We start from the raw sequence: 14,315 nt of genomic DNA, 5'->3' as shown, positions 1-14,315 counted from the left end.
GAAGTTCACGTGGCGTGGAGTGGAGGGAGTAGAACAGCCCGAGGAGGCGATCGGCGATGCGGATCGCCCCCTCTCTTCAAATAAAAAAATACCCTTATCGGCAACGGCTGCTGGATTATTTGCTCCGGCTTTTCGCTACAAGATCCAGAATCAGCGGTGTCAGTATCAATTCTATGGCCAATCCCATTTTCCCGCCCGGGACGACAATTGTATTCGGACGTGACATGAACGAATCATGAATCATGGCAAGAAGGTAAGGAAAATCGACGTTCTTGGGATCGCGGAAGCGGATCACGACAAAACTTTCATCCAGGGCCGGGATATCCCGCGCAATAAAAGGATTGGATGTATCCACTGTCGGGACCCGCTGAAAATTGATATGGGTTCGTGAAAATTGCGGAGTAATGTAATGCACATAATCGTGCATACGGCGGAGAATGGTATGAGTCACCGCCTCCGCCGAATAACCGCGCGCATTCATGTCGCGATGGATTTTCTGGATCCATTCCAGATTGACAATAGGTACGACTCCCACCAGTAAATCCACATACTTCGCCGCATCGGCGGTATCGGTTTTTACGCCGCCATGCAAGCCCTCATAAAACAGCATATCGGAACCGGGCTTTATGGATGACCATGGAGTAAATGTCCCGGCCTTCTGCCGATAAGGCGCGGCTTCTTCATCATTGTGCAGATACAGGCGCGTACTGCCGCTGCCACTCTCGCCATATTCTTTGAATAGCGCCTCCAGCTTCTCGAACTCATTGGCCTCGGGACCGAAATGACTGATGGGATGACCACCGTCCTTTTCCGATTCCGCGACGGCTGCCTTCATTGCATCACGATCATAACGATGAAAACTGTCGCCCTCTACCACCGCAGCAGTCAGTTTCTCGCGACGAAAAATATGCTCGAAACTATTTTTGACTGTCGATGTACCGGCACCTGATGATCCAGTAACGGCGATAACAGGGTGTTTTTGTGACATACAAACGCTCCTCGGACAATAAGATAATAGGATGTTACCGAATTTTTCATGCCGATTTTTACGGCATTATTCTTTTAACATGATACCTGTTTTCCCAAAAATTTTGGTGGGAATAGATAAACATTCATGCCTCCGGGCCGCCATAGAAGCGGGTAACACAGAAAAATGCCCGGATAAAATGACGCGGTATCCGGACAAAATGTGCCGCAACTTGCGGCAGGTATGATGGGTACTGGCGAAAACCGCTGCGCGGACGAGGTGCCGGCGGCGGTGACATATTCTTTTCCCGGAATCCATTAGCGAAAGGCCAGTTTGACATTCGGCCGGGTCTGGCATAAAATTCGCGGCTTTATTGAAATAAGCAAAGGCGGGCGTAGTGAAAACCTTTTCAGCCAAACCACATGAAGTAATCCACGACTGGTTCGTGATCGACGCGGCGGACAAGGTGCTCGGGCGCCTCGCTGCGGAAATCGCCCATCGGCTGCGGGGTAAACATAAACCCATCTTCACGCCTCATGTGGACACCGGCGATTTTATCATTGTTATCAATGTCGATAAGCTGCGTGTCACCGGAAATAAGATGGAAGATAAAACTTATTACCGCCATAGTGGCTACCCCGGTGGTATTTACGAAACCAGTTTCGCCAAAATGCACGCACGCTTTCCCGGACGCCCTCTGGAAAAGGCGGTAAAAGGCATGCTGCCAAAGGGTCCGCTCGGCTATGCCATGTTAAAGAAACTTAAAATCTATGCTGGTGCCACGCATCCGCACGCGGCGCAACAACCGCGACAACTCGAAGTCAGGGCTTAAATTATGGGAACAACGTATAACTATGGTACCGGCCGTCGTAAAAGCGCGGTGGCGCGAGTATTCATCAAGCCGGGCAAGGGATTGATTACAGTCAATGACCGTCCCGTCGACGAATTCTTCTCCCGTGAAACCGGCCGCATGGTGGTTCGTCAGCCGCTTGAGTTAACCGGAAATCTCACAAGCTTCGACATCGTGGTCAACATCCACGGGGGCGGCGAATCGGGGCAGGCGGGTGCGGTACGCCACGGCATTACCCGCGCCTTGATTGACTTTGATGCCACGCTTAAACCCGTATTGAGTAATGCCGGACTGGTAACGCGCGACGCGCGCGAAGTAGAGCGGAAGAAAGTAGGGCTACGCAAAGCACGCCGGCGTAAACAATTTTCCAAACGATAAGTTTTTTACGTGTCCCATGCTGAAAAGCCGCCCGTTTCTGGCGGCTTTTTTACTTGTTGCTTATAATCCCAAATCTGGCGGTTGCCGCTTATTTCCCAGGTCGGCGCCATGGACGCAAAGAGTTTGCCCCATCGAGGCTTCACCGTCATGGCGAGTTCGTTGCGCAGCGAATTTAGGGTAAGGATAATCGACAACCGGTTGCATTTTCCCCGCAAGATATCCGGTAAATCGAACCAAATAAATAAAGACATCTCTAAAAATTGAAGATTCAGGGCAGCCATTTATTGCCATGTGTAACCGAGGGTACGAGCGACAATGCTGGGGCAGGATAATCCTGATATGCAACACGAATTTATGAAAAATCCTGATGGAAAACCCTGTTCTTCGCATTCAAACCTGGAGATTCCATGCTTAAAGTTGGTATCGTAGGCGGAACCGGTTATACCGGCGTCGAGTTGCTGCGTATTTTATCGCAGCATCCCGAAGTGCACATACATGCCATCACCTCGCGCAAAGAGACCGGGCTGGCTGTAGCCGAATTATTTCCCAGCTTGCGCGGACGGGTACCGCTTAAATTTTGCGATCCGGCCGAAGCGGAACTCGACAAATGCGCCATTGTGTTCTTTGCGACACCCAACGGTATCGCCATGCAACAGGTCAGGTCGCTGCTCGACGCGGGAGTTCGGGTAATCGATCTCGCCGCTGATTTTCGTATCAAGGACGTGGCAGTATGGGAAAAATGGTATGGGATGACACATGCCTGCCCTGATCTGGTGGAGGAAGCTGTTTATGGCTTGCCTGAAATCAATCGTAACGAAATCAAAGGCGCACGGCTCATAGCGAATCCTGGCTGTTATCCCACCGCGGTGCAACTGGGGTTCCTGCCTTTGATCGAGGCCGGTATTGTAGACCTGGAGCATCTCATTGCCGATGCCAAATCCGGCGTCTCCGGCGCGGGCCGCAATGCGGCGGTCCATACGTTGTTTGCCGAAGCTTCTGACAATTTCAAGGCCTATGGTGTGCCCGGACACCGGCACTTGCCTGAAATCAGGCAGGGATTATCTCGTATGGCGGGAGGTCCGATAGGACTGACATTCGTCCCGCACCTCACCCCCATGATCCGGGGCATTCACGCTACGCTATATGGCAGACTTAGCAGGGATGCCGATTTACAGGCCATATACGAGAAACGCTATGCCGATGAACCATTTGTTGATGTCCTTCCGGCAGGCGCCCATCCCGAGACCCGGTCAGTACGAGGTTCGAATCTTTGCCGCATCGCGGTGCATCGTCCGCAGGAGGGTAACACAGCGGTAATATTGTCGGTAACGGACAACCTCGTCAAGGGGGCTGCGGGACAGGCCGTGCAGAACATGAATCTCATGTGCGGTTTTCCGGAAACCTTGGCTATCGATCATGCTCCGCTGCTACCGTAGCCGCCTGCCGGGCTTGAAGAATCGAAGCTGAAAAGTGACGCAGCGAAGACAGATCCTGAAGACTGATACATCCATCGGCCAAAAAAAAGGCGAAATATGCACCCGCCAGGCGCTCCCGCAGCCGATTGCCTTTAACCTGAATCTGGCAGGCCACCGGTATTCTTCCATACCTTCGGTGTCTCGCTGTCATAACAGCGTAAACTGACGGCCATGATCAAATCACCCAAAAGAAAATCCGGCATCTTTGCACCGAAGGTGGCGATACGCCCGCACAGGCCGGAGTACTGGCGCTGGCTTGTTATTGGCTTCCTTACCGCGCTCGCATTGGCCTTGTCATGGGGCATGTACGACGCCGGGCATCAGTTTGCGGGTTTTGATAAAAATGAGATAAATCATGAATTGGACCGGCTATCACGAACGAATAATCGTTTGGAAAAGGAAAACAATGAGCTGCGTATGAGAGTGGCCGGGCTTGAGCGCCAGTTGCAAATGGATATGGTCGCACGTGACGACATTAGCAAGCATGTCAAAGCCCTGGAAGATGAAAATATTCGCCTGAAGGAAGATGTTGCATTTTTCCAGAATCTTGGATCAGTCACCGGAAAAACCGAACAACGCGTTTCGATTAGTCATTTAAAGCTGGCGCGTGGCCAGTTGCCCGGAGAATATCGTTACAGCCTGCTGCTGGTCCAGGGCGGGCAGCGCACCAAGGATTTTCAGGGTAATCTGGAATTCGTTGTCAATTTCCGGCAGAATGGTGAAAAAATGGTCACACCTCTCGCCAGTGAAAGCCCGTCAGATACGTTTGACGTTAACTTCAAGTTTTACCAGCGAGTAGAGAGAAGCTTCCGGATGCCGCCGGATGCTCAAGTGGAAAGCATGCAGGTAAAAGTATTTGAAAAAGGCGTAGCGCAGGCAAGGCTGACGCAGACCGTTAATCTGTCTTTGTGAAGGAGAGAAAATGTTTGGTGGAAAGAAAACATCCGCGCCTCAAAATCAGATTGATTCGCTAATTGGCGCGGGAACCCATATCGACGGCAATATCAATTTCAGCGGAGGATTGCGCGTGGATGGTCATATTACGGGAAATATTACCGCAGTGGGTGACAAGCCCAGTACCCTGGTACTGAGCGATCAAGCAGTCGTAGAAGGGAAAATTCAGGTTTCTCATGCGGTTATTAATGGCACCGTAGCTGGTGCCATTCACGGAAGCGAGTATGTGGAATTACAGCCCAAGGCCAGAATCTCCGGAGATGTACATTATAAATCCATGGAGATTCAGCTTGGCGCATCGGTTGACGGCATGCTCCATCATCTGGACAATGCGCAACTCGACAATAAGGTGGTGGCATTGATACCCGCCGCCCATGGCGATTGACGTTTATTTGATAGCAGAGCGTAATTTTTTCCCAATTAATCTTGATGCGGATAACTCGATATGAATGCTGCAACTGGGGAAAATTTGGTCGCAGAAATGCAGATGCCATTGATCTTTACTGATAACGCGGCAAGCAAGGTCAGGGAGTTGATTGAAGAAGAGGGGAACAGTGACCTCAAGCTCAGAGTGTTTGTGGCGGGTGGAGGCTGCTCCGGTTTTAAATACGGCTTCACTTTTGATGAAGTCATAGGCGAAGACGATACGGTAATGGAAAAGAATGGAGTAAAACTGCTGGTTGATCCCATGAGCTTTCAGTACCTGGCCGGGGCGGAAATCGACTACCAGGAAAATGCCGAGGGTGCCCAATTTGTTATCAAGAACCCGGGCGCTGCCAGCACCTGTGGTTGCGGATCTTCATTCTCTGTTTAACTTCCGGAACAGTTGTATTTAAAAAGATGGAAGCCGCAGCTCCATTTTTTATTTATGGCAAAAATGCTGATATGCCGCAGGGGTGAAAAGCCGATTTCGGCCTGAATCCGCCAATTGGATGGAAGAGATTAAATTTTCCCTGTAGCGGATTTACCCAAATGGACAACAGCAGTACGAACCTAATGAAACAAGCGGTCTGCTCCTGGATTCAGGCTTAACCCGGATAGATCGCACCGAGCAAGCGGGCGCCCCGAGCGCCGGTTACCGCAGGGAGACTGCTGGGAACTCCCAGAATGACCTGTCTCGCCAGCCAGGCAAAGGCAAATGCCTCCAGCCAATCGGCGTCGACCCCGAACCTGTCTGTCAATTCCACTTTCCTGCCGGATAGAGCCATTCTTAATTGCGCAACAAGCGCCGCATTACGCGCACCGCCTCCGCACAGGTAGATTTCCGCCGCATCCGGAAAATAGGTGAGCACTGCCTGGGCAATTCCCGTTACCGTCAATTGCAGCAAGGTTGCTTGCACATCCGCCGGCTTTTCATCTCCAGACAGATAGCTCTCCAGCCAGGCCAAGTTGAATACCTCCCTGCCAGTACTTTTCGGGGGAGAAAGAGAAAAAAACTGAAGTCCCAGAAGCTTTTCAAGCAATTCCGGGATTATTTTGCCAGAATCGGCCCATGCGCCATTCTCATCATATGGCTTGCCGGTATGACGCAGACACCATGCGTCCATGATTAAATTACCGGGACCGCAATCGAACCCGGCAACCTCCCCATTGGGCATGAGGCTGGTGAGATTGGAGATTCCCCCAATATTGGTGATAACGCGATGAACTTGTGAATCTTTGAACAAGATTTGATGAAATGCCGGAACCAGAGGAGCGCCCTGACCGCCTGCCGCGATGTCACGACTCCTGAAGTCCGCCACCACGGTAATGCCCGTGAGTTCGACCAGCAAAGCGGGATTGCATAGCTGAATGGTATAGCCCCTCCCGGATTCGGGGCAGTGGCGCACAGTCTGGCCGTGGCAGCCGATGGCGATTACCTCCTGAGGTTTCACGCCGTACCCATGCAGCAAACCCGTCACGGCCTCCGCATAACGGCGGGCAAGCTCATTACCCAGCATGGCCGCGCGATGCAGCTCGTCATTACCCGAACGGTTCAGATCCAGCAATCGACTGCGCAACTCCCCATCGTAGGGTAGATAAAAGGTGTGCAGCAGAGAGGGGGGGGACGAATTAAAATCAGCCAGCACCGCATCAATTCCATCAAGGCTGGTGCCCGACATAATGCCGATATAGTAAGCGGTTTTCAAATCCATCCGCCTGCGTGCTCTGTTATTTTTTGCCTCTATGGGTGAGGATGGAAACGGGAGCGAAGGTGAGGGTAAAAAGTGCTGGCTAGTCCAGGAAGGCCAGACTGGTGCCGCGCAGCATATCCAGCCGGGCCATCAGCGGCTTTGTGTACTCATAGAATGCGGGCATATGCCGCGCCGAAACGGGATTGGCGGTGGGCATGGCGACTCGCGTCGGATCGCGCTGAACCCCGTTGAAACGAAACTCATAGTGTAGATGCGGACCTGTGGCCATCCCGGTTGCGCCGACATGACCGATGACATCACCCTGGCTGACACGTTGTCCCGAGCGCAGGCCTTTGGCAAAGGTTGATAAGTGACCGTAAACGGTAGAATATTGCCCATGATGCTGCAGGATAACGACATTACCGTAACCGCCCTGCCAGCCGGCAAACATCACCGTCCCATCCGCGGCGGCCTTCACCCGCGTTCCTGTTGGTGCGGCATAGTCAATGCCGCTGTGAGCGCGCCATGTTTTCAGAATGGGATGGAATCGTGCGCTGGAAAAGCCCGAGCTGATGCGGGAAAATTCCAGCGGCGAACGCAAGAATGCCTTGCGCAGATTTTTGCCGTCGGGCGTGTAATAACCGCTTTCACCATTTTCCGCCTGGAAATAGACTGCTCGATGAGGCGTCCCCTGGTTAATGAACTCCACCGACAGCACCCGTCCGGGCCGGGCGGGCTCGCCATTACCATAAAGTGAATCATAAACCACTGTAAAACGATCGCCCTTGCGTAAATCCCGATGAAAATCAATATCCGACGCCAAAATATCGACAATCTGCGTGGCAACGCTGTCGGGTACACCCGCGCCGTCGACGGCTGCGAACAGAGAGCTGTTTATTACCCCGGACTTCATCTGGATATGGGTTTCCAGTTTGACGGGTTGTTCGCTTACCTTGAAGATGCCGTCAACCTTTTCCATCACCAGTTGTTCGCTGCCACCGGGGAAGTAGCGCAGCAGAAGCAATTCACCCGCTGCGGTAGTCTGCACATGAACGATTTTGCCGGACACCAGTTGGTGCGTGGCCTTGATGTTCCTTGAGTCGCGCAGGAAACTGACGGCATCCTGATTATTCACCTCAAGCCGGGACAACAGGGTCGCGATTGTGTCGCCGGCCTGAATGCGTTCCTGACGCCAGAATGTCATATTTTCATCGGAAGGCGGGAGAATTTCCGGGAGCTCAAGACCGCGGATAACCTCCTCGACGGGAAGATTCTCCAGCGAAGTATCCGGCGCAATACCAAAGGCAGCCACCATTCCGAATAATGGAAAGCTGGATAACAAGATCAGCCAGCGTAATCGTTTTTTTGTCAGCGTAAACGGTTTATGCGCTAAAATGCTGATTTTGTCGCCCGGCATGCTTACCTCACTTTTGAGAACGTGAAGTTTAACATAAAATTGCCATCCATATCGACTGTAGGGTCAATATGTACCTGCGGGTAGAAAAAGTTTCCTGGTTGCGGCGCGGCGGAACGCGGCGCTGAGCGAGGAGAACATAGTGCGAATATTTGCCTTTCAGGTCAGAATCGGGTTCCTTGAACTATCACGCCAATTCAGCAAGAAATACAATCCCGCCTTTCTGAGGGTTTTATATTGCCAATGGAGAGCATTTCATGTCCACGGAAGACTTGACGCTTGATCTCCTGGCGTACCACGCATTCCCTCTTCTTGCATCGGCCCTGAGGTTACGGAAGGACGCGATCGTCCGAGCATGGGAGGCCGCCGTGGTACAGACACTTCCTGCTGCCGACGCGCTCACCCTCCAGAACCTCCGCAACTCGATACCATTGATCCTGGAAGAGATCATAGACGCATTCGCCTCGGATAAACCATCGACCACTCGAGATCTCGTTGAAGGCAGCAAAATGCATGGCGAGTCCCGCTTCCAAGAAAATTACAATATACGCGAGCTGGTCGTCGAATATCGGCTGCTGCGCCGAGTCATCATCGAGCAAGTTACGGAAGCAATGGAGGAACAGCTGGATCTGCGGAGCAACATCGCTTTGAACATGGCCGTGGACACGGCGCTGCAAAGCGGAGTCATCCGGTTTATCGAACACCTGCAACAGCAGAATAGAACTTCCACCGAAGTTCAGGCCAAGTATCTTTCATTTCTTTCGCATGATCTCCGTAACCATCTTCATCACGCCATGCTTCACGTGCAGCTTCTCGCCAGAAGGCTGACTCAAGTACCTGAGTTCGCGGATAGCGTCGCGGACCTGGAATCCGTCAAGCGTGCAATACTCCAGACGACCGCCGGAATGGATCGACTACTTCAGTCTGAGCAACTGCGGAAAGAGCCTGTTCATCACACGGCGGAACCAGTGGATTTGAATTTGCTGCTCTCCGAAATCGCCAGCCAGTTTGCGCCTGAAGTCAGATCCAAAGGCGTAACGCTGAATTTGGACGCGCCCGATGGAGCCCAAGCCATTAGCGACACAGGATTACTGACGTTGGTATTGCAGAATCTGCTGGGTAACGCGGTGAAATATAGTTCCGGAGGCGAAATAAAAGTGCTTGCCCGGAATGACGCGAATAGTGAAAACATCGAGTGGGTATTGAGCGTTAGTGATCAGGGGCCGGGTATTGCACCGGAAAACCTGTGTCATTTGTTTGAGGCCTTCCGCCGCGGAGATACATATGGCCAACCGGGCGTGGGACTGGGGCTCGCCATTGCCTCGGAAGCGACCCGGCTTTTAGGCGGCAAACTGGAAGTCGAGTCCGAAGCAGGTGTGGGTTCCACATTTCGACTAATGCTGCCAAAAAAAGATAAGGATCACGACCAAAATATGACCCAGGTCAAGTCGTGAATCAACTCATCGTATCTTGCATTTCGTCTGCCCCCTGCGCTACCGGTTGCTTGTATTGACCTTGATTAAAATTGCGCACCCTCGTCGCATCGAACCCAATAACATGATTGATTGAATTGTCCAAAAAAACACTCCGTTCGCGATTAACTCTCTCTTTTCTGCTCGGCGCAATCACTGTTCTCGGTTTTGCGCCGTTTTATTTTTTTCCAGTTCCGGTTTTTACGCTCGCGCTGCTATGCCATTTCTGGCGTGTGAGCGCCACACCCATGCGCTCGGCCTTGCTGGGCTTCACCTTCGGCATGGGTCTGTTCAGCGCAGGCGTCACCTGGATTTACGTCAGCCTGCATGATTTCGGCGCTATGCCGATGCCAGCTGCAGTGATTGCATTATTCTTTCTTTGTGGCTATCTCGCCTTATTCCCCGCATTGACCGGCTGGATATTAACGAGGTTGCATATTGTTACCCCCGCGGTCTGGTCATTGACCGCCGGTGCATTGTGGGGATTGTCCGACTGGCTGCGCAGTGTCTTGTTCACCGGTTTTCCGTGGCTGACGCTCGGCTATTCGCAAGCGCCGGCCGGCCCCCTGGGAGGTTTTGCCCCGGTCATGGGTGTCTATGGCGTATCGCTCATGCTCGTTCTAAGTGCGGCGCTGATATGTCTGTTATTTGAAAGGCGATTTCGGGAATGGCGTTATCTACTGCCGCTTCTGGCTATCTGGATCATCGGTTTCGGCTTGCAGCAGATCCGTTGGACTGAACCACAAGGCGAACCGGTCACAGTAAGCCTGCTGCAGGGAAATATCTCGCAGGATTTGAAGTGGCGGGAGGATCAGCTCGTCACGTCGATGGATACATATGCCAGACTCACGCTGGAAAGCAGCAGCCGCCTCATTATCACGCCTGAAATTTCGGTACCGCTATACCGTGACGAGGTACCATCGAGCTATCTGGCGCAAATGGCTACCCATGCCAAACGGAATAATGGCGATATCCTCCTCGGTATGGTTGAAGCCCCGGGCGGACGTAGCGAGTACTACAACACCATGTTCAGCTTCGGCACATCTCCCGCTCAGAGCTATCGCAAGTACCATCTGGTGCCGTTTGGCGAATTCATTCCATTGAAGCCCATATTCGGCTGGGTCATCGATGTATTGAAAATCCCGTTATCGGATTTTTCGCGCGGAGGGCTTGATCAGCGACCGATGAATCTGGCCGGGCAAAGGGTTGCGGTGAACATTTGCTACGAAGATGTATTTGGAGAAGAAATAATCAAGCAATTACCTCAAGCCACGCTGCTCGCCAACGTCAGCAATGACGCCTGGTTTGGCCGCTCCATCGGCCCGCGGCAACACCTGCAGATTTCGCAAATGCGCGCAATGGAGACAGGACGCTACATGCTGCGCGCCACCAATACCGGCGTTACCGCCATTATTAACGAACGCGGCATCGTGTTGCAGGAAGCGGAAATATTTACTACCACCGCGCTGCACGGCATGGCACAAGGGTACACCGGGGCAACGCCTTATGTCCGTTTGGGCAATAGTCTGTTATTCGTGCTTGCCGGCGTATTGCTGGTTATGGGTTCGCTGCCGATTTTTCGCGGTGGACACAAAAACCTGTAAAATCCCCGCGGGGATAGATACTAACCATCACCGCAATTCGCTCAGGCGTTCTCATGCTCACATTCCAGGAAATTATTCTCACCCTGCAACATTATTGGGACAAACAGGGTTGCGCCCTGCTCCAGCCCTATGACATGGAAGTCGGCGCCGGCACTTCACACACCGCCACCTTTCTTCGCGCCCTCGGGCCGGAACCCTGGAAAGCCGCTTATGTGCAGCCTGCGCGCCGGCCCAAGGATGGACGCTATGGTGAAAATCCAAATCGCCTACAACATTACTATCAATTCCAGGTCGTGCTGAAACCGGCTCCCCCCGATATTCTGGACCTGTACCTTGGTTCGCTGGAAGAGCTCGGTTTTGATTTGAAGCAAAACGATATTCGTTTCGTTGAGGATGATTGGGAAAACCCGACGCTGGGTGCATGGGGCTTGGGCTGGGAAGTATGGCTGAACGGGATGGAGGTGACGCAGTTTACATATTTCCAGCAAGTCGGCGGATTGAACTGCAAGCCGATCACAGGTGAAATCACATACGGACTGGAGCGGCTGGCAATGTATCTCCAGGGCGTGGAAAACGTGTTCGATCTGACCTGGACCCAAGGTCTCTCGTACCGTGACGTATACCATCAGAATGAAGTCGAGCAATCAGCTTACAATTTCGAGCACAGCGATATGGATTTTCTGCTGAATGCCTTTGCCAGTCACGAAACGCAGGCCCGGCATCTGGTGGAATGCGGACTAGCCCTGCCAGCCTATGAGCAGGTGCTGAAAACCGCGCATACTTTCAATCTGCTGGATGCACGCGGCGCGATCTCCGTCACGGAGCGCGCGGCTTATATCGGGCGAATTCGCGACCTCGCCCGAAGTGTGGCGCAAGCCTACTACGAAAGCCGCAAACGGCTGGGCTTCCCTATGGCGCCGCGCGAGTGGATCGAGCAATTGGAGAAAATCGCTTGAGTCATGCAACCAGAAATCTGCTGATTGAGCTGCTCGTTGAAGAACTGCCACCCAAATCACTTAAGAAACTGGGTGACAGCTTTGGGGAAGCCATGGCTGCAAGCATCAAGGCTCAGGGCTTGGCCGGGAATGATATTGCCATTACGACTTTCGCTTCACCGCGTCGACTCGCTGTGCATATTGAAAACGTGGCTGCGCAAGCGGCCGACAAATCCACTTCACAAAAATTAATGCCAGTATCGGTGGGCCTGGACGTCAACGGGCAAGCCACACCCGCACTGCTCAAGAAATTAAACAGTCTCTGCGGCGATGCGGCGCATATGCAGGTATCCCAGCTTAAGCGTGCGCTGGACGGCAAGGTGGAGGCCCTGTTCTTCGACAGTTTAGTCAAGGGTGTAATGCTAGTGGAAGGTTTGCAGCAAGCGCTTGATGAAGCCCTCATCAAGCTGCCGATTGCCAGGACGATGACTTACCAACTGGCCGACGGATGGAGTAGCGTGAATTTTGTGCGTCCTGCGCACGGCTTGGTCGCCCTGCACGGCGCAGAAGTCATACCTGTCAGCATTTTAGGTTTGATTGCGGGACGCGAGACACAAGGACATCGTTTTGAAGCCGGCACGAATCCGATAATACTGAAGGAGGCTGACAGCTATGAATCGCAACTGAATAGCCTGGGTGCGGTCATTGCCAGCTTTACGGCGCGGCGCGCCGAAATTATCCGGCAGCTTCAGGCCGTCTCGACTGAGGCAGGCCTGCAACCGGTGGAAGACGAAGCACTGCTGGATGAAGTCACTGCATTGGTCGAGCGGCCGAATGTTCTGGCCGGAAAGTTTGATAGCGCATTCCTGGAGGTGCCGCAAGAATGCCTGATTCTGACCATGAAGGCGAATCAAAAATACTTTCCGCTTCTGGATGCGAACGGCAAGCTCGCCCATCAATTCCTGATCGTCTCCAACATCCATCCGGTGGATACCAGCCAGATAATTACCGGCAACGAGCGCGTGCTGCGCTCACGCCTGGCGGATGCGAAGTTCTTTTTTGATCAGGATCGAAAGAAAACGCTGGCTTCGCGTGTTGCCGGTTTGGACAGGGTTGTCTACCACAACAAGCTCGGTACGCAGGCGGAGCGCGTGGAACGGATATGGGCGATCTCGCAGGCGATTGGTTTGCGATTGGGTGGTAATGAACTTGCGGCACAGGCGGGCGAAGCCGCGATGCTATCCAAAGCAGATTTGCTCACTGGAATGGTAGGCGAGTTCCCCGAACTGCAAGGCATCATGGGGCGCTATTATGCCCAGCACGACGGGCTGTCGCATGATATTGCATTTGCCATCGAGGATCATTACAAACCAAGATTTGCGGGCGATGAATTGCCGCGTAACATGACCGGACTCTGCGTCGCGTTGGCGGATAAACTGGAAACACTGGTTGGCATGTTTGGCATTGGACAGATTCCGACCGGGGACAAAGACCCATTTGCGTTACGCCGCAATGCCTTGGGCGTGACGCGTATGCTGACGGAAAAAGAACTCGAGATCTCACTGGAAGAAATAATCGGAATTTCAAGTGGAGCATTCAATAGCAGGATTAATTTCGGTAATGCCGAGTCTCATCAGTTGCTTAATTTCATCTATGAAAGGATGTCCAGCCAACTGCGCGAACACGGCTACTCACCACAACAGATTGAGGCGGTCATTGCCAAACGGCCGCAATTCCTGAACGAAATTCATCGGCGTCTTGCCGCCGTCCGTGCTTTTTCCGCTTTGCCGGAAGCCGAAAGCCTTGCGGCCGCAAATAAACGCGTAAGCAATATCCTGAAAAAGGCTGAAGGTGAAGTCAGCGACACGATAAATATCAAGCTGTTGCGAGAGCCCGCCGAGCAGGCGCTGCATGCCGCGCTCAACGGGATCATGCCCAAGGCAGATAACGCTTTTAAACTCGGGGAATTCAGCCTGGCCCTGAAGGAACTTGCGGCATTAAAAACACCAGTGGACACCTTCTTCGACAAGGTGATGGTAAATACGGAGGATGCCGTTTTGCGTGCCAATCGTCTTGCTCTGTTGGCCCAGTTGCGGCAGGAAATGAATCGCGTGGCTGATATTTCCAAGCTGGCAACTTAATCTGGACCCCT

14 protein-coding genes are annotated in these 14,315 nt (G+C 52.8%); 10 read left to right on the top strand and 4 right to left on the bottom strand.

Annotation, left to right across the window (positions count from 1 at the left end; translation table 11 throughout):
* Positions 1–115: 115 nt before the first annotated feature.
* Positions 116–988: a phosphoribulokinase gene (locus EBAPG3_RS04970; protein WP_004174563.1), complete on the bottom strand. Its 873-nt coding sequence runs from the start codon at positions 986–988 to the stop codon at positions 116–118.
* 376 nt (positions 989–1,364) lie between these two features.
* Between EBAPG3_RS04970 and rplM the strand changes: the two genes are divergently transcribed.
* Together rplM and rpsI are read left to right on the top strand one after the other, a co-directional pair.
* Positions 1,365–1,799 (top strand): 50S ribosomal protein L13, encoded by a 435-nt coding sequence (rplM, locus tag EBAPG3_RS04965; protein ID WP_004174567.1) that lies wholly within the window; start codon positions 1,365–1,367, stop codon positions 1,797–1,799.
* 3 nt (positions 1,800–1,802) lie between these two features.
* Positions 1,803–2,195 (top strand): 30S ribosomal protein S9, encoded by a 393-nt coding sequence (rpsI, locus tag EBAPG3_RS04960; protein ID WP_004174569.1) that lies wholly within the window; start codon positions 1,803–1,805, stop codon positions 2,193–2,195.
* A gap of 5 nt (positions 2,196–2,200) precedes the next feature.
* Here the strand turns inward: rpsI and EBAPG3_RS04955 are convergent, their stop codons facing one another.
* A complete protein-coding gene (locus tag EBAPG3_RS04955; RefSeq protein WP_040851143.1) occupies positions 2,201–2,476 on the bottom strand; it encodes a hypothetical protein in 276 nt (91 codons plus the stop codon).
* Between the two features lie 126 nt (positions 2,477–2,602).
* On the opposite strand from EBAPG3_RS04955, the gene argC reads away from it, so the two are divergent.
* The 4 genes from argC to erpA all read left to right on the top strand — a co-directional run bounded on the left by argC (position 2,603) and on the right by erpA (position 5,438).
* Positions 2,603–3,631 carry an N-acetyl-gamma-glutamyl-phosphate reductase gene (gene argC, locus EBAPG3_RS04950; RefSeq protein WP_004174573.1) on the top strand — a complete coding sequence of 343 codons (1,029 nt, stop codon included), beginning with the start codon at positions 2,603–2,605 and terminating at the stop codon, positions 3,629–3,631.
* 210 nt (positions 3,632–3,841) lie between these two features.
* Positions 3,842–4,582, top strand: a complete 741-nt coding sequence (locus EBAPG3_RS04940; RefSeq protein ID WP_040851144.1) for a DUF6776 family protein — start codon at positions 3,842–3,844, stop codon at positions 4,580–4,582.
* Positions 4,583–4,592: 10 nt separating this feature from the next.
* Complete coding sequence (locus EBAPG3_RS04935) at positions 4,593–5,009, top strand: bactofilin family protein (RefSeq protein WP_004174580.1); 417 nt, start codon at positions 4,593–4,595, stop codon at positions 5,007–5,009.
* A 60-nt stretch (positions 5,010–5,069) separates the two neighbouring features.
* Entirely contained in the window at positions 5,070–5,438 is a 369-nt protein-coding gene (erpA, locus tag EBAPG3_RS04930; protein ID WP_004174581.1) for an iron-sulfur cluster insertion protein ErpA, read from the top strand.
* Between the two features lie 214 nt (positions 5,439–5,652).
* On the opposite strand, the gene EBAPG3_RS04925 is transcribed toward erpA, so the two are convergent.
* Both EBAPG3_RS04925 and EBAPG3_RS04920 read right to left on the bottom strand, forming a co-directional pair.
* Positions 5,653–6,759, bottom strand: a complete 1,107-nt coding sequence (locus EBAPG3_RS04925; RefSeq protein WP_004174582.1) for an anhydro-N-acetylmuramic acid kinase — start codon at positions 6,757–6,759, stop codon at positions 5,653–5,655.
* 79 nt (positions 6,760–6,838) lie between these two features.
* Positions 6,839–8,155 (bottom strand): M23 family metallopeptidase, encoded by a 1,317-nt coding sequence (locus tag EBAPG3_RS04920; RefSeq protein WP_004174584.1) that lies wholly within the window; start codon positions 8,153–8,155, stop codon positions 6,839–6,841.
* A 254-nt stretch (positions 8,156–8,409) separates the two neighbouring features.
* Here EBAPG3_RS04920 and EBAPG3_RS04915 point away from each other — a divergent pair, with 254 nt between their 5' ends.
* The 4 genes from EBAPG3_RS04915 (at position 8,410) to glyS (ending at position 14,304) form a co-directional block, all read left to right on the top strand.
* Positions 8,410–9,606 carry a sensor histidine kinase gene (locus EBAPG3_RS04915; protein WP_081607219.1) on the top strand — a complete coding sequence of 399 codons (1,197 nt, stop codon included), beginning with the start codon at positions 8,410–8,412 and terminating at the stop codon, positions 9,604–9,606.
* 116 nt (positions 9,607–9,722) lie between these two features.
* Positions 9,723–11,228 (top strand): apolipoprotein N-acyltransferase, encoded by a 1,506-nt coding sequence (gene lnt, locus EBAPG3_RS04910; RefSeq protein ID WP_004174589.1) that lies wholly within the window; start codon positions 9,723–9,725, stop codon positions 11,226–11,228.
* Between the two features lie 53 nt (positions 11,229–11,281).
* Positions 11,282–12,184 (top strand): glycine--tRNA ligase subunit alpha, encoded by a 903-nt coding sequence (glyQ, locus tag EBAPG3_RS04905; protein ID WP_004174591.1) that lies wholly within the window; start codon positions 11,282–11,284, stop codon positions 12,182–12,184.
* Positions 12,181–14,304 (top strand): glycine--tRNA ligase subunit beta, encoded by a 2,124-nt coding sequence (gene glyS / locus EBAPG3_RS04900; RefSeq protein WP_004174592.1) that lies wholly within the window; start codon positions 12,181–12,183, stop codon positions 14,302–14,304. Before glyQ ends, glyS begins: the two co-directional genes overlap by 4 nt.
* The last annotated feature ends 11 nt before the right edge of the window (positions 14,305–14,315 follow it).

The organism is Nitrosospira lacus, from assembly GCF_000355765.4.
GTDB lineage: Bacteria > Pseudomonadota > Gammaproteobacteria > Burkholderiales > Nitrosomonadaceae > Nitrosospira > Nitrosospira lacus.
This window is presented reverse-complemented; position numbering and strand designations above follow the sequence as displayed.

What these genes read in the sequence shown, in the direction of transcription:
- EBAPG3_RS04970 (WP_004174563.1), bottom strand. Translation starts at nt 988, where the DNA reads ATGTCACAAAAACACCCTGTTATCGCCGTTACTGGATCATCAGGTGCC.
- rpsI (WP_004174569.1), top strand. Translation starts at nt 1,803, where the DNA reads ATGGGAACAACGTATAACTATGGTACCGGCCGTCGTAAAAGCGCGGTG.
- EBAPG3_RS04955 (WP_040851143.1), bottom strand. Translation starts at nt 2,476, where the DNA reads ATGGCTGCCCTGAATCTTCAATTTTTAGAGATGTCTTTATTTATTTGG.
- argC (WP_004174573.1), top strand. Translation starts at nt 2,603, where the DNA reads ATGCTTAAAGTTGGTATCGTAGGCGGAACCGGTTATACCGGCGTCGAG.
- EBAPG3_RS04940 (WP_040851144.1), top strand. Translation starts at nt 3,842, where the DNA reads ATGATCAAATCACCCAAAAGAAAATCCGGCATCTTTGCACCGAAGGTG.
- EBAPG3_RS04935 (WP_004174580.1), top strand. Translation starts at nt 4,593, where the DNA reads ATGTTTGGTGGAAAGAAAACATCCGCGCCTCAAAATCAGATTGATTCG.
- erpA (WP_004174581.1), top strand. Translation starts at nt 5,070, where the DNA reads ATGAATGCTGCAACTGGGGAAAATTTGGTCGCAGAAATGCAGATGCCA.
- EBAPG3_RS04925 (WP_004174582.1), bottom strand. Translation starts at nt 6,759, where the DNA reads ATGGATTTGAAAACCGCTTACTATATCGGCATTATGTCGGGCACCAGC.
- EBAPG3_RS04920 (WP_004174584.1), bottom strand. Translation starts at nt 8,155, where the DNA reads ATGCCGGGCGACAAAATCAGCATTTTAGCGCATAAACCGTTTACGCTG.
- EBAPG3_RS04915 (WP_081607219.1), top strand. Translation starts at nt 8,410, where the DNA reads ATGTCCACGGAAGACTTGACGCTTGATCTCCTGGCGTACCACGCATTC.
- glyQ (WP_004174591.1), top strand. Translation starts at nt 11,282, where the DNA reads ATGCTCACATTCCAGGAAATTATTCTCACCCTGCAACATTATTGGGAC.